Source organism: Tateyamaria omphalii, assembly GCF_019802125.1.
GTDB lineage: Bacteria > Pseudomonadota > Alphaproteobacteria > Rhodobacterales > Rhodobacteraceae > Tateyamaria > Tateyamaria omphalii_B.
Window position 1 is genome coordinate 430,711 of the sequence record NZ_JAHVHT010000003.1, and the last position, 23,226, is coordinate 453,936.

Sequence of the window (23,226 nt, forward strand, 5' to 3'; positions counted from 1 at the left end):
TAGAGAACAATGAAAGGTCAGGGCTGTGCGCCGCTATGACGAGGTGATGTTCACGGAGGCCGTGAAGGCGCTGCAGGAGGCGGATGGGTCTGCCGAGATGTACGCCCGCGGCTATGGTGCGCGGATCCATGCGCTGAACGCGGATGAGGTCGCTTTTATTGCCTCACGCACATCGTTTTACATGGCGACCGTTTCCGAGACGGGCTGGCCCTATATCCAGCATCGCGGCGGGCCGGCGGGCTTTCTGAAGGTGCTGGATGATCACACGCTGGGTTTTGCGGACTATCGTGGCAACAAGCAGCACATTTCCGAAGGCAATCTGGCGGGCGATGACCGGGTGTCGCTGTTCCTGATGGACTACCCGCGCAAAGCGCGGATGAAGCTGCAGGGGCGTGCCACCTTTGCCAAGGCCGAGGATGCGCCAGAGCTTGCAGAGCGGCTGGCTGTCGAGGGGCAGGGCCGGGTCGAGCGAGTGGTGACCATCAACGTGGAAGCCTTTGACTGGAACTGTCCGCAGTTCATCACGCCGCGCTTTGATGCCTCTGAGATCGCGCAATTGGTGGCGCCGGAAATGGACAAGCTGCAGGCGCGGATTGCCGAGTTGGAAGCGGAGAATGCAGTGCTGAAGGGGCAGGGATGATTGACATTTACCGTGCTGCCGAACGTCTGATGGGTATGCAGGACGCTGATTGGCGGCGGCACGCAAGCCCGTGGAGCTTTTGGACGAGGTTTTCTTGCCTGCCGTTGATCGCGCTGGCGATCTATGCGCGGCAGTGGATCGGTTGGTGGGCGTTGCCGTTGTTCCTGCTGGCCGCAGTGTGGACGTGGGTGAACCCCCGAGCCTTTCCGCCGCCGCGCGACTTTGGCAGCTGGGCGTCGCGCGGTACGTTGGGCGAGCGCATCTTTCTGTCGCGGGATCGCTATGACATTGCCCCACATCACATCCGGGTCGGGCACGTGCTGACGACCCTCTCCGCCCTTGTCGTGTTGCCACTGTTCTATGGCCTGATTGTGCTGAACCCTTGGGCGACGCTCCTCGGGCTGGTCGCAACCATCCTGCCGAAGGTTTGGTTCGTGGACCGCATGGTCTGGATCCACGCCGACATCACCAATACCACACCGGGCGATCCGTTGCCCGATCCAACCCTCCCACATGAAAGGACCCCCACATGACCCCCGCCGAGATGGAGCCGCGCATTGTGCGTTATGGCGATCTGATGCCTTGCAAGACCGCGTTTATCGACGCGCATACGCCGGGTTCGGACCAGAAGGAGAACTTTACCATCATCGGTGGCGGGGTGTCGGAAAGCCCGGATCAGCATGTGCATATCTCGATCCCGCATGGCTTCAATATCGGGGCCGCCGGGCAGCCGCCGAAGTGCCGGAACTCGCTGCATTCGCACCGCACGGCTGAGGTGTTCTTTGTCCTGTCGGGGCGTTGGCGGTTTTTCTGGGGGCGCTGGGGGAAGGCGGGTGAGGTCGTGCTGGAAGAGGGCGACATCATTAACATTCCGACCGGTATCTTTCGGGGGTTCGAGAATATCGGCACCGATTACGGGATGATCATGGCGATCCTTGGCGGTGACGATGCGGGCGGTGGCGTCATCTGGGCCCCGCAAGTGATCGAGGAGGCGGGCGCGCATGGCCTGGTGCTTGGCGAGAATGGCAGCCTTTATGACAGCAAGAAGGGGCAGAGCCTGCCCGATGGTGTGGGGCCGATGCCGTTGCTGAGCGCGGAGGAGTTGACGGAGTTCCCCGAGATGTCGCCGATGCAGGTCGTTGGCATGGGCGTGCGCCGGTATTGGGACATGGTGTGTCTGGCCAAGGACGCGCCCTGCAAGGTGATCGGCGAGAGCGGGATTATTCGCGACAAGCCGGGCTTTGAAGTGGATCTGGTGACGCGCAGCAGCGCGTCGGATGACATGCACACGCATGACAAGCCGTCGGTTCTTATGCCTGTGAAAGGGCACTGGAAGGTGACGTGGGACGGCGGCAGCACCACGCTGGCACCGGGCGACACGATGAGCGTGCCGGAGAACATGCCGCACAGTGCCGTGCCGTCGATGACGGGGGAGGCTGCGCTCTATCACGTGGTGGGCACGGATGATCCGGCGGGGCCGACGTGGACAGGGTGAGCGCTGATCCGGAGGACATTCAGGGCGTCTATGACCGGCAGGCGGCGGTCTATGATGCCCGCCGGTCGCGTGCCTTGTTCGAGGCGCGATGGTTGGCACGGTTTGCTGCCGCCTTGCCCCAAGGCGCGCGCGTGCTGGATCTGGGCTGCGGTACGGGCGATCCGATTGCGCGATGGTTCATGGCCGAAGGGTTCGGCGTGACCGGTGTCGATTTTTCGGAACCGATGCTCGCGATTGCGCGGGAGCGGTGGCCAGATGGGGACTGGCGGCGGGCCGACATGCGGGTGCTGGATTTGGGCGAGACCTTTGACGGCATCGTCGCCTGGAACAGCTTTTTCCACCTGACTGCAGAGGCGCAGCGGGACTGTATCGGGCGTATGTCTGCACATCTGGAACCGAGTGGCAGCTTGATGCTGACCGTCGGGCCGAGCGCTGGCGAGGGGGAAGGCACGGTTGGCGATGAGCAGGTCTATCACGCCTCGCTCTCACCTGCGGAATATGCCAAATGTCTTGAGGACAACGGCCTGCGCCTGACCGGCTTTCTCGCCGAAGACCCGGACGCCAATCAGCATACCGTGCTGATGGCGCGCAAAGACTGAAGGAGATTGCCATGTCTGTCACAACCACCCATGTGGGGTCCTTGCCCCGGACGCAGAAGGTTGTCGATTTCATCTTTGCCCGCGAGCGGGAGGAGCCGTTTGAGCAGGCTGATTTCGATGCAGCGATGGCGGAGGCGGTGGACGAGACGGTTGCGAAGCAGGTGGCCGCCGGGGTGGACATTGTAAGCGATGGCGAGACGTCGAAGATCAGCTATGCGACTTATGTGAAGGATCGCTATACCGGCTTTTCCGGCGACAGCCCGCGGAATGCACCTGCGGATTTGAAGCAGTTTCCAAGTTTTCTCAAGCGGTTGGCCGAGGGTGGTGGCACGCCGCAATATGCGCGCCCTATGTGCACCGGTGAGGTGAAGAGCAAGGGGCAGGGCGAGTTGGAGAAGGACATCGCGAACCTCAAGGCGGCGATGAAGAAGCATGGGGTTGAGCGTGGGTTTATGAATGCGGCCTCGCCCGGCGTGATTTCTCTGTTCCTGCAGAACGATTTCTATCCGACGCGCGATGCGTATCTGGCGGCCCTCGCCGATGCGATGAAGGCGGAGTATGAGACCATCGTGGGCGCGGGGTTGGATTTGCAGCTGGACTGCCCGGACTTGGCCCTGTCGCGGCATATGCTGTTCAATGATCTGAGCGATGCGGAATTTCTGAAGATTGCGGATGCGCATGTGGAGGCGTTGAACCATGCGCTGGCGGATGTCCCTGCAGAGAAGGTGCGCGTGCATATTTGCTGGGGCAACTACGAGGGGCCGCATGTCTGTGATGTACCCATGGACACGGTCTTTCCAACGTTGATGGCGACCAAGGCGCGCTATGTGTTATTCGAGACGTCGAACCCGCGCCATGCCCATGAGTGGACGGTGTTTCGGGACAGAAAGTCGGAGATCCCGGAGGACAAGGTGCTGGTGCCGGGTGTGGTCGATACAACGACCAACTTTGTCGAGCATCCGGAGGTGGTGCGGCAGCGGATCGAGCGGTTTACGGATATTGTCGGGGCGGATCGAGTGATTGCGGGGAGCGATTGCGGGTTTGGCACCTTTGCAGGTTTTGGCTCGGTTGATCCGGAGATCGCCTATGCCAAGTTGAATGCCTTGTCCGAAGGGGCGGCGATGGTGAAGGGCTGAGCGATGGATGACGCGCTTCATGATCTGCTGAAGTCGGTCGATACGCCCACGGTCTGCAACGCCATCGAGGTGGCGCAGGGCAAGCGTGGGTTCAATGCCTTCACCCGTGGCACGATGCTGGCGTCGGACCCGGACGGTGTGATGGTGGGCTACGCTCGCACTGCGCGCATTCGAGCGCTCGCGCCGCCGACGGAAGCGCCAGGTGTGATCAAGGCGCGGCGCATGGCGTACTACAAATACATGTCCGAGGGCGCGAGACCGTCGGTCTGTGTGGTTCAGGATCTGGATGTGCCGAACGCTATTGGGGCGTATTGGGGCGAGGTGAACACCAATATTCACAAGGCTTTTGGTCTGGCTGGAACGCTCACCGACGGTGTGATGCGCGACCTTGGTGATCTGGCCGACGGCTATCCGGTTGTCGCAGGCTCCATCGGGCCGAGCCATGGGTTTGTGCATGTGGTGGATTATGACCAGCCGGTGCGTATCCACGGGCTGGACATTCGGCCCGGTGATCTGGTGCATGCCGACCGGCATGGGGCGGTGGTCATCCCGGAGGATGTGGTGACCGGGCTGGCACATGCCATCGCAACGCTGATGCGGTCGGAGAAGATCGTGTTCGATGCGGTGAAGGGCAAGCGGATCGGCTTTAAGGAGTTCGAAGCGGTCTGGGCCGCGTTCGAGGCGGCGCGGACGTGATCCGCTGGGCAATCGCCTTTGCCCTGCTATGTTCGCCGGTTATGGCAGATGATCTGGTTCTGACCCCCGACTGGGAATACGTGGCCGACACCGTGATGGGGGGCGTGTCGTCTGGGCAGGCGGTTATCGAAGTCGTCGAGGGGCGCGAGGCTGTTCGGCTGACCGGGGCCGTTTCGCTGGAGAACAATGGCGGCTTTGTTCAGATCGCCTTTGATCTGGCGGGCGGTGGTGCGTTCGACGCGAGTGGCTATGCGGGTGTCGCGCTGGATGTGCTGGGCAATGGTGAGAGCTATGACCTGCGTTTGCGCACCGATGCGCTGACGCGGCCATGGCAATCCTTCAGGTCCGAGTTTGTTGCAAACGAGGCGTGGACGACGATCCGAATCCCCTTCACCGCATTTGAGGCGCATCGCACCGACGCGTCGTTCGACCCGAGCAGGCTGCGCCGCATCGGCATCCTTGCCATCGGGCGCGAGATGCAGGCGGATATTGCCGTGTCAGGCGTACGGTTCTACCGCTAGTCGCGCGGGGCGGGGGCGCCACCTTCGAAGTTGTTGCCGCGTTCGTAGTCGCACGGGGCTTCCTGCATCTGCAGATGGAGTCCGTCGCCCGTATAGGGGTGCGCGCGGGCCAGATCTTCGTCTACGTCGATGCCGAGACCGGGGGCTTCGGGCGGTGTGATGAAGCCGCGCTCGACCCGGATGCTGCCCTTGATCAGCTGGTCGTGGAACGACGTTTCGATGGTTTCGCACATCAAGAGGTTGGGGATAGAGGCGGCGAGGTGGATGTTGGCGGCCCATTCGACGGGGCCTGCGTAGAGATGTGGCGCCATCTGGGCATTATAAACCTCGGCCATGGCGGCGACCTTCTTCATCTCCCAGATGCCTCCTGCGCGGCCGAGGGCCGGTTGCAGGATCGTGGCTGCTCCGCTGCGCAGGATGGGGGCGAATTCGGCCTTGGTGGTCAGACGCTCGCCGGTTGCGATGGGGATGCGCACCGCACGGGCGGCCTTGGCCATCTCCTCGACCGCGTCGGGGGGTATCGGTTCCTCGAACCAGAGCGGCGCGTAGGGCTCCAGCGCCTGTCCCAGTCGGATGGCGCCTGCGGTGGTGAACTGGCCGTGGGTGCCGAATAGCAGGTCGGCGCGGTCGGCGACGGCCTCGCGGATGGCCTTGCAGAAGTCCACCGACATCGAGATGTCGCGCATCCCCGGCATGTGTCCGCCGCGCAGGGTGTAGGGGCCTGCGGGGTCGAATTTGACGGCGGTATAGCCACGGTCGACGCAATCAAGCGCCGCTTCGGCCGCGAGAACGGGCGAGGTCCAGAAGGCGTCGAGCCCGTGATGGGGCAGGGGATAGAGGTAGGTGTAGGCGCGGATGCGGTCGTTCATCTTGCCGCCCAGCAGTGCCCAGACGGGCCGGTTGCGGGCCTTGCCCAGGATGTCCCAGCAGGCAATTTCCAGCCCCGAAAACGCGCCCATGACTGTGAGGTCGGGGCGCTGGGTGAAGCCCGAGGAATAGGCGCGGCGGAACATCAGTTCAATGTTCTCCGGGTTTTCGCCTTCCATATGGCGGGCAAACACATCCTCGATCACGGCCCGCATCGCATCCGGTCCGACCGAGGAGGCATAGCATTCGCCCCAGCCGGTGATCCCGTTGTCCGTGGTCAGCTTCACGAGGATCCAGTAGCGACCGCCCCAACCTGGGGCGGGTGGCGCCGTGATGATGATGTCGAGGTCCTTGAGCTTCATCTTGCGGTCCCTCTTCTCTGGTTCAAAAAAATCCCGGGGGTGCGGCCATAGGCCGAGGGGGCTGGCCCCCTCTTACCTCTCAAACAGGATCACGTTCCGCCGTGCTGTCCCGGACTTGGTGTCCGCGATGGCCTCGTTGATCTGATCCAGCGACCAGCGGCCTGAAATCAGGCTGTCGAGTTGCAGGCGCCCTTGCTGGTAGAGGTCCACCATCCACGGAATGTCGCGCTGGATCACCACGTCGCCCATTTTTGACCCGACCATGCCCTGTCCAATGGCGGCGAGGATCACTGGCTCGTACTCTGCCGTCGCACCAGAATGGGGCATACCGACCATGACGACCTTGCCGCCGCGGCCCATATATTTGGGTGCTTGTTCATAGGCCGGGATCGCGCCGACGGTGACAATCACGGCTTCGGCGCCTTTGCCACCGAGCGCTTTGTAGCTGGCGCGCCAGGGTGACTTTTGTGTGGCAAGCACGCCATGGGTCGCGCCGAAGGCCTTGGCGTCTTCCAGCTTTTCCTCGGTCATGTCGACGGCGACGATGCGGCGGGCACCTGCGAGGCGTGCGCCTTGGATGGCGTTCAGTCCCACGCCGCCCGCGCCGATGACCACCACGTCTTGCCCCGCGCGCAGACCGGCGGCGTTGACCACTGCGCCGACGCCCGTGATGACGCCGCAGGCGATGAGGCTTGCCGCTTCTTTCGACATGTCAGCGGGGATTTTCACAAGCTGTTTCTGGTCCACGACCACCTTCTCGGCAAAGGCACCGCAGGCCATGGCCTGATGCAGTTTACCATCCTCCGCCGTACGGATCGGCCCGGCGTCGCCGTCATAGGGTGTTTCGCAGATCGTAGGTTTGCCGCTGGCGCAGGAGGGGCAGGTGCCGCATGCCCGGATCAAGGTCACGACGACGCTGTCGCCCTCGGCCAGCCGGGCCACGCCGGGTCCGACGGCGCTGACCACCCCAGCCGCCTCGTGCCCATAGACAGCGGGCAGGCTGCCGCCCCAGGCCCCTTCGGCGTAAGAGATGTCGGAATGACAGATTGCCACCGCGTCCAGTGTCACCTCAACCTCGCCCATCTCCGGTGCTCGGATCAGGATATCCTCGACCACGAGGGGTGCTCCGAAGTCGTGGCACACGGCGGCTTTGATGGTTTGCATATCCGTACCTTTGACTGTCTTTGTCGCGACGGTGACGCAGTGGCTGGGTGCAAGCAAGTCGGAAAACGACCTGATCAGGGCGCAGTTGAACCGCTGACGTCAGGTGAGCGCCTTGGCTGGGCGCTGCGCATGAACACCATCAGGGCCAAAGCGATCAGCACGGCGGCCAGCAGGAAGGGTGCGCCGGGCAGGTAGATGCCGTTTGCCGGTTCGGTGAACCTGTAGAACACGAAGGTCATCAGCATTGGTGATACGATCATGGCAAGGGCGGCGATGGAAACAAGCGCGCCCTGCAACTCGCCCTGTTCGTCGTCGCCGACGGCCTTGGACATGATGCCCTGCAGGGCTGGTGTGATGACGGCGGGCAGCGCCGCAAGCGGTGTCAGGATCAGGAGCCACGTGCCCGAGCTGACAAATCCGATCAGCAGGAACACCGCCACGTCCGCCACATGGCCGTAGATGACGGCACCCCGTTCGCCCATCAGCCTCAGCATGGGCCGGATCAGCCCGCCCTGCACCACGGCCATCGAGATACCGAACAGGCTGAGCGACAGGCCGACCATACCGGGCGACCAATCGAACCGCTCGGCCGTGTAGTAGGCCCAGATTGCGGGGTAGACGGTGAAGGCGACCTGGTAGATGAAAAAGACCAGGAGGAGTGGGCCGAGGCCGGGCAGCTTTGCCAAGTGCCGGAACAGGCCGAACGGGTTGGCACGTCGCCACGCAAAGGGGCGGCGGATGCGGTCATCGACCGTTTCCTTGAGTACGAGGTAGCCGAAGACCGCGTTGGCGGCGGCAAGGCCTGCCGCGGCATAGAACGGCGCGCGTGTGCCGTATTCGGCCAGAAAGCCGCCCAGTGCCGGGCCCAACACGAAACCCAGGCCAAAGGCAGCACCGATCAGTCCGAAATTCGCGGCCTTGTCTTCGGGTTTCGAGATGTCGGCCATGTAGGCGTTGGCCGTTGATTGCGTGGCTGCCGTGATCCCACCGACCACCCGGCCCAGCAACAGCAACCAGATTGAGCCCGCAACGGCCATGACCAGGTAGTCGATGGCCAGCACGACAAGCGACAGCAGTAGCACCGGTCGTCGTCCGTAGCGGTCGGACAGGGCACCGAGAAGCGGGCCGAAGAGGAACTGCATCGCAGCAAAGGTGGTCGCGAGGACACCGCCCCAAAGGGCCGCTGTGCCGAGGCCCGCGCCCTGAACCTCCTGGATCAGAGCGGGCATGACCGGCACGATCAGCCCGATGCCCATGGCGTCGATCATCACCGTCAGCAGGATGAAGACGACCGGCAGCTTCACAGGGAAGCCACCCGCGCAGCAAAGCTGCGGGCCTGATCTGGTGCGGTGCCCATCTGCGCCTTGGGGTCGAACAGGTCTGCGGGCAGGTCGGGATGGGCTGCTCGCGCTACCGCTTCGAGCGATTTGCCTTTTGCAGTGGCGTCGGCGATCAGGGTTTTGGTCGCTGTTTGGGCGTCTGGGCGCGGCATGTTTGCAGCGAGTGCAAAGCTCAACGCTTCTGCGTGCACGCCGCCCAGCCCGTTGAACTTGACTGCCATAGCATCGGCGTCGGGGCGCCAATGCGACACGAGGTTTTCGGCGATGTGCAAGGCTGCGGCACAGGACAGGGCGATCTGCGGAAGCACCATCCATTCGGTGAACCACGCAGCACCGTCGCGCTGGTGCTGGTGGCTGGCGGCGGCGTGCAGGCTCGCTGTCAGCCCGTTCATCTGGTGCCCAAGGGCGGCGAGCGCTGATGGTCCTACCGGGTTCTGTTTTTGCGGCATTGTCGATGAGGACCCCGCACCGGGCAGCACCAGTTCGGCGCAGTCTGTGGCGGTCAGCGCCACGGCAGTCTGACCCAGACCCGCGAGCGTCGCGACGATCCGTGCCATCCAATCCGCGATACGCAGGATGGGTCCTCGGTCCGTGTGCCAACTTCGCCCGGGGTCGCCCAGCTTCAAGGCGTCAGCCAGTTTCGCCCGTGTTTCATTGCTGTGCGGCCCCAGTGCAGATGCGGTGCCTGCCGCGCCGCTCAGAGAGACCCAGAGCGCGGTTGACTTCACTGCCGATAGGTCGTCGAGCGCATCCGCCAAGGGTTGCCCCCATTGTGCCAGAACAGCCCCCCAACTTGTCGGGGTTGCATGCTGACCATAGGTGCGGGCGACCATAGGGGTATCTGCATGCGCGTCGGCTTGCGCGCCGAGCACTTTCAGCAGCGCACGTAGTATTACCTCTTGCGCGGCTAGTGTCTGGCGCATGCGCAGCATGAGGGCGGTGTCGATGATGTCCTGGCTGGTGGCCCCCCAATGGGCGTATTGGGCGTGTTCCGGTGCCTCCATCACCTTGCGGAACTCGGACACGAGGGCGGGGACGCTGACCCCGTTCCGTCCAGTGGCGTCGGCGAGGCCGCCTGGGTCGATTTGCACTTCCAGTGAGGATCGGTGGATGAAGGCGGCGCTGATCTCGGGGATCACGCCTTGGGCACCCTGGACCTTGGCCAGTGCCCCCTCGACCAGCAGCATGGCGCGCACCTCGGCGCTGTCGGACCAGAGCCGTCCCACGTCGCCCGTTGGGAACAGCTTGGCATAGAGCGCTGACGAAAACACCGAAGCGGCCATGGATCAGATATGCCCCGTGGCGCGCATGAAGTCGGTAAGGACGCGGGCATATTCTTCGGGTTGTTCGACGCAGGGCAGGTGGCCAGCCCGGCGGATCAGGTGGAATTGGCTGCCGGGGATCAGGTCCACCGTTTCGCGCACGAGATCGGGCGGGGTTGAGCCGTCCTCGGATCCGGCGATGCCGAGTGTGGGCAGGCGCAGTTTGGCTGTGGTCGAGAAAAAATCGGTGCCGGAGATGGCGGCGGAGCAGCCTGCATATCCTTCATCTTCTTGGCGGGTCAGCATGTTGCGCCACAGCTCAAGTTCAACCCCTTGGTGGAAGTCGCGCGAGAACCAGCGGTCCATGACGGCATCTGCCAGCTTTTCGATGCCGCCGGTGTTCACGTCCTGAATGCGGTCGGCCCACATCTCTTTCGTGCCGATCTTGGCGCCTGTGTTCGACAGCACCATGGCGCGCATCAGATCGAGGCGTTTGACGGCGAGCCCCTGAGCGATCATACCGCCGATGGAAAGACCGACGAACATCACGTCCTTGAAGCCCAGCATGTCCATCAACTGTTCGCAATCGCTGACGAGCGCGCCCATGGCATAGGGTGCGGGCGGGCAGGTCGACAGGCCATGCCCGCGCTTGTCGAACCGCAGGATGCGCAGGCCATCGGGCAGCAGCGGCAGGATCGGGTCCCAGAGCCGCAGATCGGTGCCGAGCGAGTTCACGAAAACGACAGGTGCGCCTTCGTCCGGTCCGTCAATCTGGTAGTGCAGGCGGACGTCGCCCAGATCTGCCATGTGCATGGTGCTAATCCTTCAGTCGCATATGCGCGATGATCTGCCCGTGATCCGAGGCCAGCTTGTTATACGGCGCTTCGGCATGGCTGCCATCGGTCAGATGATCGTTCAGCACACTGAAATAGTCCATCTGTCCGATGCTTCCCTTGGCGTCAGCCAGAAAGTGTCGGGACATGTAGATCTGGTCGATGCTTTCATACACACCGCCGAACGCTGCCGTATAGACCATGTCGCGGGTGGATTTGCGGATGAATTGCTTTTCTGCCGAATGCAGGCGGACCGCTTCTATGTCTTCGCGGATCTGTGCGTCTTCCTCTTCCGAATAGCGGTCGCGGGGCGTTTCGGCGTCGTGGCGCAGCATCCAGGCGTAGTTCTTAAACGGGACCTCGCCGCTGATGATTTCGGAGCTGACCGCGTGTTCGCCATCGTTGAAATCGCCCATGGCGATGACCGGGTGGCCTGCTTGCAGCTCGGCGACGATGGCGCGGCGCAGGACCCAGGCTTCGGCCATGCGGCGCAAGGAGGCCCGCAAACCTCCTAGCGCGCGGCCAACGGGGTCGTAGTTCGTGAGGTCTACCTCGGGTGGGAATTCCGCACCGCCGGGTCGGACGAATTCACCCAGTTTGGACTTCAAATGGCAATTGAACACCGTAATGACGTGACGACCGACCGGTACACGCACCTTCAGGATCGGGCGGCTGAGACGGGTCAGGCGAAAGCTGCCGCCGCCGTCTGGACCCATCGGGCCAAAGTCGATGTCGACGGGTTGGGCGAGGTCCTGAATGATCTCGGGCTCTCCCACGAAACCAAAGCGCGACAGGATCGCGACCCCGGGTCGCCTCTGGCCCGGGCCCGCATCGTTGACGTTGGGCGCCACCGCCAGGGCCGCGTCGGTATAGGGACGATAGGCCAGTTTGCGGAAGATCGCCTTGCGCCGGTAGCGTTTGTCTGGGCCGGGGATGTGCTGGGCGTTGTCGGCTGTCCCTTCGGCATCCGCGGCGTCGATCACGGCGCGCAGGGCGCTTTCTTCGAATATCTCCTGAAAGCCGACGATGTCGGCGTCCATAGTTTGCACCTGTTCCGACAGCCAGTCGACCTTCCAGGCGTATTCCTCGGGCGTGTAGGACTGGAAGCGGTAGTATTCCTGATCCGGGCCGATCAGGTTCTTGACGTTGAAACTGGCGATGGTGAAGTCGGTCATTCAAGTGTGTCCAATGCGCGTTGGAAAAGGTCTGGGTCCACGTTGCCGCCCGAAATCGTGACGATCACGTCATCCCCTTCAATCTGATCCTGCCGACACAATGCGGCAGCAAGGGCCACCGCGCCGCCCGGTTCGGCGACGAGTTTGAGCCGGAGAAACGCCTGCGCCATGGCGTAAAGCGCTTCATCTTCGCTCACTACCAGACCGGGGCCGCAGAGCCGGTGCATGATGGGAAAGGTCAGATCGCCGGGCTGCGGGGTGATGATGGCGTCGCAGATGTTGCCGGAGACAGCGGTGTTGCATTCGATGGTGCCGGAACGGAGCGAGCGGGTCACGTCGTCGAACCCGTCTGGCTCGGCCGGGCGCACGCGCAGGCCGGGGGCTTCGGCCTCCAGCGCGAGGGCGATGCCGCTGGTGAAACCGCCCCCGCCACAGCAGACGATCACGTCGGCGGCCACCACGCCAACGGCGGCCGCCTGTTCGGCGATCTCAAGGCCCGTTGTTCCCTGACCTGCGATCACCTGTGGTTCATCAAAGGGTTTGATCAGGGTCAGGCCACGTTCTTCGGCCAGTTGCGCGCCGATGGCGTCGCGGTTGCCGGAGCCCCGTTCGTAGAGGACGACTTCGGCGCCGAGTGCCTTGGTGTTCTCGATCTTCAGGCTCGGCGCATCGCTGGGCATGACAATGACGGCGGGTACGCCGTGCATTTGCGCGGCCAGTGCGACGCCCTGAGCATGGTTGCCGCTTGAAAAGGCGATAACGCCCGCACTGCGCGTGGCGTCGTCCAGCGCGGATAGGGCGGAGAGCGCGCCACGGAACTTGAAGCTGCCGGTGTGTTGCAGGCATTCGGGTTTGATCCACACCCGGCGGCCCGCGATGTCGTCCAGAAAGGGCGAGTTCAGCAGGGGTGTTGCGCGTGCGTGCCCGTTGAGCCGGGTGGCTGCGGCGCGGATCATGTCGATATTCATATCATCTGCTCCATCCAGGCGCGTATTGCGTGCAGTGCTTCGGGTTCATCAAGGAAAGGGACGTGGCCACGGCCCGGCACCTCGGCATAGATCATGTCCGGGCGCCGATCCTGCATCTTCCGGGCAATGTCGACGCTGAGCAGGTCGGATCCCGCGCCGCGGATCAGGGCCAGCGGCTTGCCTGCAAGCGCGTCGAAGAAGGGCCAGAGGTCCGGCACCTCTCCTCCCGCTTCGACCGCGTCGCGCAGATGTGGATCGTAAGTGATGTCTAGGCCGTCGTCGGTTTCAATGAAGTGTGTCTGCGCCTCTTGCATCCAGCGTTCGGCTGTCACGCCGTCAAACCCTTTGAGGACATGGGGCAGGGCGGCTGCAACCTCGGCATGGGTGCGGGCGGCGGGGCGTTTGCCGAGATAGGCTATGATCCCGGCGAGACCTGCGGGGTCGAGTTCGGGGCCGACGTCGTTCAGCGCCGCGCCCAGGAGCCGGTCCGGCGCCGCAGCGGCGAGGCCCATCGCGTTCAACCCACCGCGCGAGGTGCCGAGGATGGCGACCGATGCAATGGACAGGTGGTCCATCAGTTCCATCACGTCGCGGATTTCGATGGGCAGGGCGTAGTTTTGCCAGTTCTCGTCCCATTGCGAGCGTCCACGCCCACGGTAGTCCATCTTGATCAACCGGCAGGGGGGCAGGTGTGGGGTCACGTATTGGAAGTCTTGGGTCGTGCGCGTCAGGCCGGGCAGGCACAGGAGGGGCAGGCCCTGACCCTCATCCTCGAAATAGAGGGTGAGGCCGTCGGACGTTTGGAATGTGCTCATGCGGTTGCAAGCTCCGGGATGGATGTGAGGTCGGACAGCACATGTGCGGGGGTCCAGGGAAGGCGGTCCATTGGCTCACCGGCGCGGTTGACCCAGGCTGTGGTGAAGCCGTAGCCGGTGGCACCTGCCGCGTCCCAGCCATTGGAGGAGACGAAGAGCACCTCGTCCCGCGCGCAGTCAAAGCGCTGGCCGACGAGGTCGTAGACCCGTGCGTCGGGTTTGAAGATGCCGACGCTTTCGACGGACAGGCAGTCGTCAAGAACGTCGCCGATACCAGCCGACTGGACGGCCCCGTTCAACATGTCCGGCGAGCCGTTGGAGAGGATCGCGGTATTGAGACCGGCGCCCTTGAGCGTGTGCAGCATTGCCGGCACTTCCGGGTAGGCCTGCAACTCCCAGTAAAGAGCCAACAGCCGTTTCCGAAGCGCCGGGTCGTCGCCCAATCCGTTGTGCTCGAGCGACCAATCGAGGCCATCCTGCGTGACCTGCCAGAAATCCGTGTGCGCGCCGGTGATGGCGCGCAGCCAAGTGTATTGCAGCTGTTTCAGTCGCCAGTGTTCGGCCACCGTGGGCCACGTGTCGACCAGCTGGGGGAAAGCGGGCTCGGATGCGGCAATGCGCGCAGCGGCGGCCACGTCGAAGAGGGTGCCATAGGCATCGAATATACAGGTGGTGATGGGCATGGCGCTCTCCTTTGTCGGCAGACTGGCACGCGGCGTCCGGGACGAAAAGGGGCGAGGTGGGGTTTACCCTACTCACACTGACAGGCAGGGTGTGGCATCTGTCGGGCAGACAAGAATTATTGGGAGACGGATCATGGCGGCAATCAAGGACGGCGACACGGTGCGCATCCACTATACCGGGACATTGCTGGATGGCACCGTCTTTGACAGCTCGGACGGGCGGGACCCGTTGGAATTCGTCGTAGGGTCGGGCCAGATCATCCCTGGCCTCGATGTTGCCTTGCCCGGGATGATCGAGGGCGAGAAGAAAAAGGTGAGCATTCCCTGCGATCAGGCCTACGGCCCGATCAACCCGGCCTTGCGGCAAGGTGTGCCGAAGGATGCGATACCTGATGACATCCAGCTTGAAGTGGGCCTGCAATTGCAGATGCAGACGCCGCAGGGGCAACCGATGCCGGTGACCGTGGTCGAGGTGGGCGCGGAGGAGGTCATGCTGGACGCCAACCATCCGCTGGCCGGCAAGGACCTGATTTTTGATTTTGAAGTGGTGTCGATCAACGCTGGCTGACGCGCGTTCACGCTGACGCGGAACGACGCCCCACCCACCGTCCCTTCAACCACCGCCTGGGGTCAGGGCGCGCAAGGTGTTTGCGACATCATCGGCTTGTGCCTGTATGTCCACTTGCTCTGTTTGTCCGGGCGCTGATGACCCCAAGCGACGCACCGGCACCGCATCTGTCGGCATACGCCGCACATGAACGTCGCTTGGCGCCTCGAAGCTGCTGTCCTGAGTGCGGGGCGGCACGTCATGCGCCAGGGCGACCACATCTTCTACAATGCCCGGGTTCATTCTGAGTATCATAAGCAGACCGAAACCCGTCATCGAGAAGATCACGCGCCCAAGCCATTTCGACCGCCGGGCGCGTGCGGCGCGGCGCTCCAGAATGCGGGCATGACGGGCCGGGTCTGTGTGTCGAAGCAACATGTGAAATGCCTATCTCAGCAAATGGGCCGATTTACGGCGCTTTTCCGCAGTTTTGCGGGTCAAAGGTTGACCATGGGTTAAGAGCGACCAACGGTAGGAGCGTGGACCGAGTTGCTGCGGTCGATGTCCTTTTCGTTTGCCGAGACCCATGACCCTTAAACGCATACTCACGGTGGTTTCCGTCGGTCTGTTTGCCATTTGGCTGGCCAACAGCTCGATTTGGGTGCGGGGCGGAAGTGCCGAAAGCACAAAGTTGATTGCCCATCGCGGCGTGCAACAGATCTATGTGGGTACGGATCGTTCGACCGAGGGGTGTCATGCTGCTCCGGTCGAGCCGGTCACGCATCCGTTCATTGCCAACACGATTGGGTCCATGGAAGAGGCGTTTCGGCTGGGCGCGGATGTCGTTGAACTGGATGTGCACCGGACGACCGACAACGCTTTTGCCGTGTTTCATGACTGGACCGTCGATTGCCGGACGGATGGGGCAGGCGTGACGCATGAACAAGCGCTTGTTGATTTGAAGGCCCTTGATCTGGGTTACCGGATTGACGACGGGAGCGGTACATTTCCCCTGCGCGGCACGGCAGTGGGTCAAATGCCGTCGTTGGACGAGGTGTTTCGGGCCGAGCTCGATGGCCAGTTCCTGATTAACTTCAAAAGCAAGCGTCGTGGGGACGGTGAAAGGTTGGCGGAGATTTTGCAGGATACCGCATGGCGGGCGCAGGTGTACGGCGTTTATGGGGGCGCTCCGCCGACGGAACTTGCCGTTGCTGCAGTCGAGGATTTGAGGGGCTTTTCAAAGGGTAGCATAACGGCGTGCTTGCTGCGCTATATAGGCTTGGGTTGGACGGGCTACGTGCCTGCCGGTTGCCGCAACAGCATGGTCCTTGTCCCTCAGAATTATGCTTGGGCGCTGTGGGGCTGGCCGCACCGGTTTACGCGCCGAATGAGCGCCGTGGGCACCGATGTCATTCTGATCGGGCCCTATGATGGATCAGGCTTCACCAGCGGTGTCGACAGTGCCGATGCGTTCGAAAAGGTTCCGCATGGGTTTGATGGCTATGTCTGGACGAACCGAATCCAGCTGATCGGGCCGCTCAATGACGCGCGCCGGGCTGCGCCGTAGAACCTACAGGTGATCCTGTTGCGGCATGCCCAGAACGTGGAAGCCACCATCGACGCGGACAACCTCACCCGTGGTGCAGGCGCCTGCATCCGAGCAAAGGTAGACCGCGGTGCCGCCGACAGCCTCAAGCGTTGCGTTTGAGCGCATCGGGGCGTTCTGGTCGGTATGCTTGTACGTTTTGCGAGCGCCTGCGATGGCCGAACCAGCGAGTGTTTTCATCGGACCGGGTGAGATCGCATTCACGCGGATACCTTCGGGTCCCAGATCATTTGCCAGATAGCGGGTGGCGGATTCTAGGGCCGCTTTGGCCACGCCCATCACGTTGTAGTTAGGCACAACCCGGTTCGAGCCGAGATAGGTGAGCGTCAACAGCGTGCCGCCATTTTCGACCATCATGGGGTGCGCGCGGCGCGCGACCTCGACAAAGGAATAGGCCGAGATTTCCATGGAATGCTTAAAGTTCGACCGGCTGGTGTTCAGGAACCGGCCCGTCAGCTCAGACTTGTCTGAGTACGCGATGGCATGAACGAGGAAGTCGATGGTGTCCCACCGGGCCTGTAGTGCGTCGAACGCGGCATCAAGCGATGCGTCATCGGTGACGTCCACATCTACCATGAAGTCGGACCCGACGCTGGCCGCCAGAGGCTCCAGCCGCTTGCCGAACGCTTCGCCCTGGTAGGTGAAGGCCAGTTCGGCTCCGGCCTCGTGCATCGCCTTGGCAATACCCCAGGCGATTGAGCGGTCGTTGGCAACGCCCATCACAAGGCCGCGTTTTCCTGTCAGCAATCCTGTCATGGCGAAATACTACCCGTGAAATTTCGAAAGGATCATGGATCCGTTGGTGCCGCCGAAGCCGAAGGAGTTCGTCATCACCGAATCAAGCCCTGCATCGGGCCGCATTTCGGTCGCGATCTCGGAGGCGTTCAGGTCAGGGTCGAGGGTTTCGACGTTGATGGATGGCGTGATGAAATCGTTGTCGAGCATCAGGAGGCTGAAAATCGCTTCGAGCGCCCCTGCAGCGCCCTGAGCGTGGCCTGTCATCGACTTGGTGGAGCTTACGGGGGGCGTGCTGCCCTCGCCAAAGACGCGGCGGACGGCTTCGATCTCGCCCACATCGCCCACGGGAGTCGAGGTGCCGTGGGCGTTGATGTAGTCTACGCTGCGCCCTTCGGGCAGTGTTTGCAAGGCCAGACGCATGGCGCGTTCGCCGCCCTCGCCGGACGGTGCGACCATGTCGTGCCCATCTGATGTGGCGGCGTAACCTGTCACTTCCGCGTAGATCTTGGCACCGCGCGCCTTGGCGTGTTCAAGCTCTTCCAACACGACGATGCCACCGCCGCCGGAGATCACGAACCCGTCGCGGTCTGCGTCGAAGGCGCGGCTCGCACGGGCAGGGGTATCGTTATACTTGGAAGACATCGCGCCCATGGCGTCGAAAAGGCAGGACAGGGTCCAGTCCAGTTCTTCTCCGCCACCCGCGAACATCACGTCCTGCTTGCCCAGCATGATCTGTTCAGCCGCGTTGCCGATGCAGTGCAGCGACGTCGAGCAGGCGCTGGTGATGGAGTAGTTGATGCCCTTGATCTTGAATCCGGTCGCGAGGTTCGCGCTGATGGTCGAGGACATGCACTTGGGCACGGCGAAGGGGCCGATGCGCTTGGTCGCGCCGGTTTTCAGCACAGTCTGGTGCGCGGTCAGCATGGCGGATGTGGATGGTCCGCCCGACCCGGCAACGAGGCCCGTACGCGGATTCACAATGTCGCTTTCTTCCAGTCCCGCATCAGCGATCGCCTGCGTCATGGCGATGTGAGCATAGGCGGCACCCGGTCCCATGAACCGTAGTGTGCGCTTGTCCACGTGTTCCTTGACGTCCAGCTTGAGCGTCCCGGCGATCTGGCTGCGAAAGCCGTGTTCCGCCATCTCTTCGCTGGCCACGATCCCGGACGTTCCGGACTTGAGTGAGGCGAGCACTTCCTCGGCATTATTGCCGATGGACGACACGATTCCCAAACCGGTGACAACAACACGGCGCATGATCAGGGTCCTTTCTGGCCTCGGTCCGACAGGTCAGCTTTCTGACAAAGCGACTTTCATGTCCTTGACCTGATAGATCACTTCGCCGTCGGCTTCCACCCGCCCGTCGGCGACACCCATGGTCAGGCGGCGGGTCTGGATCGCCTTGGTGAAATCCACGTAGTAGGTCAGCATCTTGCGGTCAGGCCGAACCATGCCGGTGAGCTTCACTTCGCCGACGCCGAGGGCATAACCGCGGCCTTGCCAACCGCGCCAGCCCAGATTGAAGCCGGTGAGCTGCCACAGACCATCAAGGCCAAGGCAGCCGGGCATGATCGGGTTGCCGGGAAAGTGACAGTCAAAGAACCAAAGGTCCGGAGTGATGTCGAACTCGGCGACCACATGCCCCTTGCCGTGTTCCCCGGCATCACCGGAGATATCGGTGATCCGGTCCATCATCAGCATTGGCGGTTCGGGCAGCTGCGCATTGCCGGGGCCAAAGAGCTCGCCGCGGGCGCATTTCAACAGGTCGTCTTTGTCAAAACGGGTGGGGTAGTCTGCCATTGGGGCCTCGTATTGGTCGCGCATGTGGTCCCGTTCACAGGGTTCCGGCCCCTCTAGCACCGCCCGGGCGAAGGGCGCAAGGGTGGCGGCTGCGGCTTGCCAGCTTGTGATTGCTGCGGCAGGGTCGCGCGCATGGAACACATTATCGACCTCGATCGCTATCCCCTTCACATGCCTGGCAGCGCTGCTTGGGACGCCTTGGTGAGACAAGCGAAGGCATGGCTTGAGCGCGATGGGTTGTTCAATTTGCCTGGCTTCATCCGGCCGGGCGCGCTTGCCGACGTTCTGGGTCACGTACATCCCCGTATGGCGGCCGAGAGTTTTCACCATCGCCGCGCCCACAATATCTATTTCAAGGATGCGGTCGAAGGGCTCGCGCCGGATGATCCCGCGCTGAAAAAGGTCGAAACGGCAAATCACACGTTGTGCCATGACCAGATGCGGGGCACGGCGCTGGACCAGCTTTACCTTTGGCCGGAATTTGCGACGTTTCTTGCTGCGGTCATGGACAAGTCGCAGCTTTTTATCATGGACGACGCCCTCGCTGGGCTGAACGTGCTGGAGTATCGACCGGGCGAAGCGCTGAACTGGCACTTCGATCGCTCGATCTTTACCACCACGCTCCTGTTGCAGGAGGCGAGCGAGGGCGGTCTTTTCGAATATGCCAAGGATCTGCGCAGTGAAGATGATCCCAATCACGCAGGTATCGCCGATCTGCTGGAGGGCCGGATCACACCCACGACGCTCGCCCAGTCTGCGGGGACGCTGAACGTCTTTCTGGGCGTAAACACGGCGCATCGTGTGTCCACGGTCGGGCAGGGCACCTCTCGTATTGTCGCGGTGCTGTCACATTACGACACGCCGGGCCGTGCCTTTACCGCAGACGAGCAGATGGGCTTTTTTGGGCGTGTGGCATAGTGCGCATCCCCCTTTTGCGATTGAATTGCAAAACGATGGTCCTTTATATGTAGGGTAACGCCACGAGGACGGTATGACCCAGACGCAGCAAGAAACAGGTATCAAATGGCTGGCAGGCGCCGGGCTGCGCCCGACGCGGCAGCGTGTGACACTGGCGACGTTGCTGATCGGGGACGGTCAGCACCGGCACGTGACCGCGGAAAGCCTGTTTGAGTCAGCCAAGGCGGAAGGGGAAGCGGTGTCGCTGGCGACGGTCTACAACACGCTGCGCGCGTTCTGTGATGCCGGGCTGATGCAGGAAGTGACCGTGGATGGGTCGAAAAGCTATTTCGACACCAACACGCACGACCACCCCCATTTCTTCTGGGAAGACGAAGCGAAGCTGACCGATGCGCCGTCGGACGAACTCGTCATTGCTCAGCTGCCCGACGCGCCAGAGGGTGCCGAGATTGCATCTGTTGATGTTGTAATCCGTTTGCGGCGCAAAACCTGACCCGGCACATCGTCAAACCAGTTCTAGAGAACACTGCTGCCATGCAGGGTAGACCGCGTTTTGCAATCTACTGGTTTTGATGTGAAGGTCGCTTGCGGACAGGGCGCCTAGAACCATTGCCCGGGTTCCATCAACCCCAGGTCAAGCAGTTGGCGCGAGTGCCATTCGAAGGCCGCTGAATTGTGCCACTTGAACGTCTCGATGTCGTAGGTGCTGCCGGGGTTCAGTTTGAGCGCCTTTGCCGTCCGGAACGAACAGATTGCCGCCGTCAGGTTGTGATGCCATTGGCACGCATATGTATTGTATTCTTCGTCGTTGAACGTGTGATCCTCGCGCAATTGCAGACCGGGTTTGGTTTTGAACAGCGAAATGCGGTCGATCTTGCGCCGCGCTTCGGGCACGTGTTCCTCGAACCGCCAACGCAGCCCGCCAAAGAAATCCAGTTGCCGGTCCTTGGGGTGCCCGTCTGATCCCTTGCGTGCCAAGGCGTAGTAGCCCGAACGGTCAAGATGCGCGCGGTCCAACGATACGGCATCAGGACAGGTCCACAGGTCGTCGGCATAGAGATCAACCACGTAGGTCAGCATGGCGTCGCGCCGTTCTTCGGTGTGGAAGGCCAGCATTTCGCCGACGGTGCGTGTCTCGCAAAACGGGTGGAACAGAAACTCCGCATTGTAGCAATAAAACATCCACGTGCCTTCCGGCACGGCCTTGATCACGCCATTGACAGCGGTTTCCAAGGCGCCGGGGATCGATGTATCAAAGTCGATGCGGATGATCTCTTCGGACAGGTCACGCGCCAGTTCGAAGCGTTTGCTCATGAATGCGATGATGTGCTTGAACCCTGCCTGCTGGTGGTGCCGCAGGGTCGTGTCCAACTCGACGTCGTCCTCGGCCATGATCAACGCCACCGGTCCTTTCCTTGGAACCGCTTCTTTGTCTGCGAGGAAACTGTTCAGACTGTCGAATTGCATGGCCCGTCCCTTGTGGCGTTCGTGGGGTCAAATTTCCGTTAATCGGCGCCGCATTGCAAGACGCCCTAGGGACTGCTAAGCGGCGCACTCAATCCGCACAACCCGGGATCCAGGCCCATGTCGACGCCCAAGAAGCTCTTTATCAAGACCTATGGCTGTCAGATGAACGTCTATGACAGCGAACGCATGGCCGAGGCGCTGGGCGGGCAGGGCTATGTCGAAACGTCGACACCGGATGATGCGGACATGATCCTGCTGAACACGTGTCACATCCGGGAAAAGGCGGCGGAGAAGATCTATTCCGAACTGGGTCGCTACAAGGGGCTGAAGGCGGACAAGCCCGATCTCAAGATCGGGGTGGCCGGGTGTGTGGCGCAGGCCGAAGGGCAAGAGATCATGCGCCGTCAGCCCATGGTCGATCTGGTTGTGGGCCCGCAAAGCTATCACCGCCTGCCGGAGATGGAGGCCAAGACCCGAGCCGGGGAAAAGGCGCTGGACACGGATTTTCCGGAAGAAGACAAGTTCGAGAAGCTCAAACGCCGTCCCAAGGCGCAACGTGGCCCGACCGCGTTTTTGACGGTGCAGGAAGGGTGCGACAAGTTTTGCGCTTTCTGTGTTGTGCCTTACACGCGCGGCGCTGAAGTCAGCCGTCCGGTCGATCGTATCCTGACAGAAGCCCGCGATCTGGTTGAACGTGGTGTGCGCGAGATCACCCTGCTTGGGCAGAACGTCAACGCTTACCACGGTGCGGGCTCGGATGGCTCGGATTACACTTTGGCCAAGCTGATCTGGGACTTGGACAAGGTGGACGGGCTGGAGCGTATCCGCTTCACGACCAGCCACCCCAACGACATGACCGACGATCTGATCGAAGCGCATGGTACCTGTTCGAAGCTGATGCCCTACCTGCATCTGCCGGTGCAGTCCGGCAGCGACCGGATCCTCAAGCGGATGAACCGGAGCCACACCGCGGATAGCTACCTGCGGCTGATCGAGCGTATCCGTGCCGCACGGCCCGACATTCTGATGTCCGGGGACTTCATCGTCGGCTTCCCGGAAGAGACGGAGGAAGACTTTCAGGCCACGCTCGATCTGGTGGAAGAAGTGAACTACGGCTATGCCTACAGCTTCAAATACTCGACCCGCCCCGGCACACCGGCCGCAGAACGGCCGCAGGTCGATCCGGCGGCAGCGGATGACCGTTTGCAGCGGCTGCAGGCACTGATCACCCGTCAGCAGCGAGACATTCAGAGCAGTATGGTCGGCCGCACGGTCAGCGTTCTGTTTGAAAAGCCGGGGCGCCTGCCGGGTCAGATGGGTGGCAAGAGCGAGTATCTTCACGCCGTGCACGTTGCCGATGCGCCTGTCGGCGTGGGCGACATCGCGCAAGTGAGAATCGTTGACGCAGCGGCAAATTCACTTGCCGGTGTAATCGATTGATCCCGATCAGTTGCCGCGATTTTGGGCGAAAAAGGCTCGGATCAGTTGTAAGCCCCCCTTTTTAGAGCACAATATCTGGTAAAAGCGGGTTCACAGGTCGTTAATTTTTTCCTAGTCTTTGCAGCAGTGTAGCAAGGGTCCGTCTGGTTTCAGA

26 protein-coding genes are annotated in these 23,226 nt (G+C 62.2%); 12 read left to right on the top strand and 14 right to left on the bottom strand.

Going from position 1 to position 23,226, the window contains the following annotated elements:
* Positions 1-25: 25 nt before the first annotated feature.
* Genes KUV51_RS14505 through KUV51_RS14535 form a run of 7 tightly spaced genes read left to right on the top strand, consistent with a single transcriptional unit; the run spans position 26 to position 5,087 of the window.
* Complete coding sequence (locus tag KUV51_RS14505) at positions 26-640, top strand: pyridoxamine 5'-phosphate oxidase family protein (protein WP_315898833.1); 615 nt, start codon at positions 26-28, stop codon at positions 638-640.
* Positions 637-1,173, top strand: a complete 537-nt coding sequence (locus KUV51_RS14510; protein ID WP_222522346.1) for a DUF6653 family protein — start codon at positions 637-639, stop codon at positions 1,171-1,173. The genes KUV51_RS14505 and KUV51_RS14510 overlap by 4 nt, the downstream gene beginning before the upstream one ends.
* On the top strand, positions 1,170-2,135 hold the full coding sequence (locus tag KUV51_RS14515; protein ID WP_222522347.1) for a cupin domain-containing protein: 966 nt from the start codon (positions 1,170-1,172) through the stop codon (positions 2,133-2,135). Before KUV51_RS14510 ends, KUV51_RS14515 begins: the two co-directional genes overlap by 4 nt.
* Positions 2,123-2,734 carry a class I SAM-dependent DNA methyltransferase gene (locus KUV51_RS14520; RefSeq protein ID WP_222522348.1) on the top strand — a complete coding sequence of 204 codons (612 nt, stop codon included), beginning with the start codon at positions 2,123-2,125 and terminating at the stop codon, positions 2,732-2,734. The genes KUV51_RS14515 and KUV51_RS14520 overlap by 13 nt, the downstream gene beginning before the upstream one ends.
* A gap of 11 nt (positions 2,735-2,745) precedes the next feature.
* Positions 2,746-3,870, top strand: coding sequence for a cobalamin-independent methionine synthase II family protein (locus tag KUV51_RS14525; protein WP_222522349.1), 1,125 nt, complete (start codon positions 2,746-2,748; stop codon positions 3,868-3,870).
* A 3-nt stretch (positions 3,871-3,873) separates the two neighbouring features.
* Positions 3,874-4,566, top strand: a complete 693-nt coding sequence (locus tag KUV51_RS14530; RefSeq protein WP_222522350.1) for an RraA family protein — start codon at positions 3,874-3,876, stop codon at positions 4,564-4,566.
* Entirely contained in the window at positions 4,563-5,087 is a 525-nt protein-coding gene (locus tag KUV51_RS14535) for a CIA30 family protein (protein WP_315898834.1), read from the top strand. Before KUV51_RS14530 ends, KUV51_RS14535 begins: the two co-directional genes overlap by 4 nt.
* On the opposite strand, the gene KUV51_RS14540 is transcribed toward KUV51_RS14535, so the two are convergent.
* The 9 genes from KUV51_RS14540 to KUV51_RS14580 form a co-directional block, all read right to left on the bottom strand.
* On the bottom strand, positions 5,084-6,316 hold the full coding sequence (locus KUV51_RS14540) for a mandelate racemase/muconate lactonizing enzyme family protein (protein WP_222522351.1): 1,233 nt from the start codon (positions 6,314-6,316) through the stop codon (positions 5,084-5,086). The genes KUV51_RS14535 and KUV51_RS14540 overlap by 4 nt on opposite strands.
* Before the next feature lie 72 nt (positions 6,317-6,388).
* The gene (locus KUV51_RS14545; protein ID WP_222522352.1) at positions 6,389-7,480 is read right to left on the bottom strand and encodes a Zn-dependent alcohol dehydrogenase; all 1,092 of its coding nucleotides are present in this window, start codon (positions 7,478-7,480) and stop codon (positions 6,389-6,391) included.
* A 74-nt stretch (positions 7,481-7,554) separates the two neighbouring features.
* Positions 7,555-8,784, bottom strand: a complete 1,230-nt coding sequence (locus KUV51_RS14550) for a TCR/Tet family MFS transporter (protein ID WP_222522353.1) — start codon at positions 8,782-8,784, stop codon at positions 7,555-7,557.
* Complete coding sequence (locus KUV51_RS14555) at positions 8,781-10,103, bottom strand: lyase family protein (RefSeq protein WP_222522354.1); 1,323 nt, start codon at positions 10,101-10,103, stop codon at positions 8,781-8,783. The genes KUV51_RS14550 and KUV51_RS14555 overlap by 4 nt, the downstream gene beginning before the upstream one ends.
* Before the next feature lie 3 nt (positions 10,104-10,106).
* Positions 10,107-10,895 carry a 3-oxoadipate enol-lactonase gene (gene pcaD, locus KUV51_RS14560; RefSeq protein ID WP_222522355.1) on the bottom strand — a complete coding sequence of 263 codons (789 nt, stop codon included), beginning with the start codon at positions 10,893-10,895 and terminating at the stop codon, positions 10,107-10,109.
* 4 nt (positions 10,896-10,899) lie between these two features.
* A complete protein-coding gene (locus tag KUV51_RS14565; RefSeq protein WP_222522356.1) occupies positions 10,900-12,090 on the bottom strand; it encodes an endonuclease/exonuclease/phosphatase family protein in 1,191 nt (396 codons plus the stop codon).
* Positions 12,087-13,058: a threonine/serine dehydratase gene (locus KUV51_RS14570; protein WP_222522357.1), complete on the bottom strand. Its 972-nt coding sequence runs from the start codon at positions 13,056-13,058 to the stop codon at positions 12,087-12,089. Before KUV51_RS14570 ends, KUV51_RS14565 begins: the two co-directional genes overlap by 4 nt.
* Positions 13,055-13,873, bottom strand: coding sequence for an alpha/beta fold hydrolase (locus tag KUV51_RS14575; RefSeq protein WP_222522358.1), 819 nt, complete (start codon positions 13,871-13,873; stop codon positions 13,055-13,057). Before KUV51_RS14575 ends, KUV51_RS14570 begins: the two co-directional genes overlap by 4 nt.
* Entirely contained in the window at positions 13,870-14,556 is a 687-nt protein-coding gene (locus KUV51_RS14580; RefSeq protein WP_222522359.1) for a haloacid dehalogenase type II, read from the bottom strand. Before KUV51_RS14580 ends, KUV51_RS14575 begins: the two co-directional genes overlap by 4 nt.
* 133 nt (positions 14,557-14,689) lie before the next feature.
* Between KUV51_RS14580 and KUV51_RS14585 the strand changes: the two genes are divergently transcribed.
* Complete coding sequence (locus tag KUV51_RS14585; protein WP_222522360.1) at positions 14,690-15,124, top strand: peptidylprolyl isomerase; 435 nt, start codon at positions 14,690-14,692, stop codon at positions 15,122-15,124.
* A 45-nt stretch (positions 15,125-15,169) separates the two neighbouring features.
* Here KUV51_RS14585 and KUV51_RS14590 read toward each other — a convergent pair whose 3' ends face one another.
* Positions 15,170-15,541, bottom strand: coding sequence for a hypothetical protein (locus KUV51_RS14590; protein WP_222522361.1), 372 nt, complete (start codon positions 15,539-15,541; stop codon positions 15,170-15,172).
* 148 nt (positions 15,542-15,689) lie between these two features.
* Between KUV51_RS14590 and KUV51_RS14595 the strand changes: the two genes are divergently transcribed.
* Positions 15,690-16,670: a glycerophosphodiester phosphodiesterase family protein gene (locus tag KUV51_RS14595; RefSeq protein WP_222522362.1), complete on the top strand. Its 981-nt coding sequence runs from the start codon at positions 15,690-15,692 to the stop codon at positions 16,668-16,670.
* Between the two features lie 3 nt (positions 16,671-16,673).
* Here the strand turns inward: KUV51_RS14595 and KUV51_RS14600 are convergent, their stop codons facing one another.
* Genes KUV51_RS14600 through fabA form a run of 3 tightly spaced genes read right to left on the bottom strand, consistent with a single transcriptional unit; the run spans position 16,674 to position 19,247 of the window.
* The gene (locus KUV51_RS14600) at positions 16,674-17,465 is read right to left on the bottom strand and encodes an enoyl-ACP reductase (protein ID WP_222522363.1); all 792 of its coding nucleotides are present in this window, start codon (positions 17,463-17,465) and stop codon (positions 16,674-16,676) included.
* Positions 17,466-17,474: 9 nt separating this feature from the next.
* Positions 17,475-18,704 carry a beta-ketoacyl-ACP synthase I gene (gene fabB / locus KUV51_RS14605; RefSeq protein WP_222522364.1) on the bottom strand — a complete coding sequence of 410 codons (1,230 nt, stop codon included), beginning with the start codon at positions 18,702-18,704 and terminating at the stop codon, positions 17,475-17,477.
* A 33-nt stretch (positions 18,705-18,737) separates the two neighbouring features.
* Entirely contained in the window at positions 18,738-19,247 is a 510-nt protein-coding gene (gene fabA / locus KUV51_RS14610) for a bifunctional 3-hydroxydecanoyl-ACP dehydratase/trans-2-decenoyl-ACP isomerase (protein WP_222522426.1), read from the bottom strand.
* Positions 19,248-19,379: 132 nt separating this feature from the next.
* Between fabA and KUV51_RS14615 the strand changes: the two genes are divergently transcribed.
* Together KUV51_RS14615 and irrA are read left to right on the top strand one after the other, a co-directional pair.
* Positions 19,380-20,165, top strand: a complete 786-nt coding sequence (locus tag KUV51_RS14615; protein WP_222522365.1) for a 2OG-Fe(II) oxygenase — start codon at positions 19,380-19,382, stop codon at positions 20,163-20,165.
* Positions 20,166-20,238: 73 nt separating this feature from the next.
* A complete protein-coding gene (gene irrA / locus KUV51_RS14620) occupies positions 20,239-20,658 on the top strand; it encodes an iron response transcriptional regulator IrrA (protein WP_222522366.1) in 420 nt (139 codons plus the stop codon).
* Between the two features lie 107 nt (positions 20,659-20,765).
* Here the strand turns inward: irrA and KUV51_RS14625 are convergent, their stop codons facing one another.
* On the bottom strand, positions 20,766-21,632 hold the full coding sequence (locus tag KUV51_RS14625) for a glycosyltransferase family 2 protein (protein WP_222522367.1): 867 nt from the start codon (positions 21,630-21,632) through the stop codon (positions 20,766-20,768).
* A gap of 117 nt (positions 21,633-21,749) precedes the next feature.
* Here KUV51_RS14625 and miaB point away from each other — a divergent pair, with 117 nt between their 5' ends.
* Positions 21,750-23,072: a tRNA (N6-isopentenyl adenosine(37)-C2)-methylthiotransferase MiaB gene (gene miaB, locus KUV51_RS14630; protein ID WP_222522368.1), complete on the top strand. Its 1,323-nt coding sequence runs from the start codon at positions 21,750-21,752 to the stop codon at positions 23,070-23,072.
* The last annotated feature ends 154 nt before the right edge of the window (positions 23,073-23,226 follow it).

Bases quoted from the DNA above. Each gene is read 5' to 3' on its own strand.
- pcaD (WP_222522355.1), bottom strand. From the start codon at position 10,895: ATGCACATGGCAGATCTGGGCGACGTCCGCCTGCACTACCAGATTGAC.
- fabA (WP_222522426.1), bottom strand. From the start codon at position 19,247: ATGGCAGACTACCCCACCCGTTTTGACAAAGACGACCTGTTGAAATGC.
- miaB (WP_222522368.1), top strand. From the start codon at position 21,750: ATGTCGACGCCCAAGAAGCTCTTTATCAAGACCTATGGCTGTCAGATG.
- KUV51_RS14530 (WP_222522350.1), top strand. From the start codon at position 3,874: ATGGATGACGCGCTTCATGATCTGCTGAAGTCGGTCGATACGCCCACG.
- KUV51_RS14575 (WP_222522358.1), bottom strand. From the start codon at position 13,873: ATGAGCACATTCCAAACGTCCGACGGCCTCACCCTCTATTTCGAGGAT.
- KUV51_RS14570 (WP_222522357.1), bottom strand. From the start codon at position 13,058: ATGAATATCGACATGATCCGCGCCGCAGCCACCCGGCTCAACGGGCAC.
- irrA (WP_222522366.1), top strand. From the start codon at position 20,239: ATGACCCAGACGCAGCAAGAAACAGGTATCAAATGGCTGGCAGGCGCC.
- KUV51_RS14585 (WP_222522360.1), top strand. From the start codon at position 14,690: ATGGCGGCAATCAAGGACGGCGACACGGTGCGCATCCACTATACCGGG.
- KUV51_RS14510 (WP_222522346.1), top strand. From the start codon at position 637: ATGATTGACATTTACCGTGCTGCCGAACGTCTGATGGGTATGCAGGAC.
- KUV51_RS14580 (WP_222522359.1), bottom strand. From the start codon at position 14,556: ATGCCCATCACCACCTGTATATTCGATGCCTATGGCACCCTCTTCGAC.
- KUV51_RS14555 (WP_222522354.1), bottom strand. From the start codon at position 10,103: ATGGCCGCTTCGGTGTTTTCGTCAGCGCTCTATGCCAAGCTGTTCCCA.
- KUV51_RS14565 (WP_222522356.1), bottom strand. From the start codon at position 12,090: ATGACCGACTTCACCATCGCCAGTTTCAACGTCAAGAACCTGATCGGC.
- KUV51_RS14615 (WP_222522365.1), top strand. From the start codon at position 19,380: ATGGAACACATTATCGACCTCGATCGCTATCCCCTTCACATGCCTGGC.
- KUV51_RS14590 (WP_222522361.1), bottom strand. From the start codon at position 15,541: ATGTTGCTTCGACACACAGACCCGGCCCGTCATGCCCGCATTCTGGAG.
- fabB (WP_222522364.1), bottom strand. From the start codon at position 18,704: ATGCGCCGTGTTGTTGTCACCGGTTTGGGAATCGTGTCGTCCATCGGC.
- KUV51_RS14595 (WP_222522362.1), top strand. From the start codon at position 15,690: ATGACCCTTAAACGCATACTCACGGTGGTTTCCGTCGGTCTGTTTGCC.
- KUV51_RS14515 (WP_222522347.1), top strand. From the start codon at position 1,170: ATGACCCCCGCCGAGATGGAGCCGCGCATTGTGCGTTATGGCGATCTG.
- KUV51_RS14540 (WP_222522351.1), bottom strand. From the start codon at position 6,316: ATGAAGCTCAAGGACCTCGACATCATCATCACGGCGCCACCCGCCCCA.
- KUV51_RS14625 (WP_222522367.1), bottom strand. From the start codon at position 21,632: ATGCAATTCGACAGTCTGAACAGTTTCCTCGCAGACAAAGAAGCGGTT.
- KUV51_RS14545 (WP_222522352.1), bottom strand. From the start codon at position 7,480: ATGCAAACCATCAAAGCCGCCGTGTGCCACGACTTCGGAGCACCCCTC.
- KUV51_RS14600 (WP_222522363.1), bottom strand. From the start codon at position 17,465: ATGACAGGATTGCTGACAGGAAAACGCGGCCTTGTGATGGGCGTTGCC.
- KUV51_RS14525 (WP_222522349.1), top strand. From the start codon at position 2,746: ATGTCTGTCACAACCACCCATGTGGGGTCCTTGCCCCGGACGCAGAAG.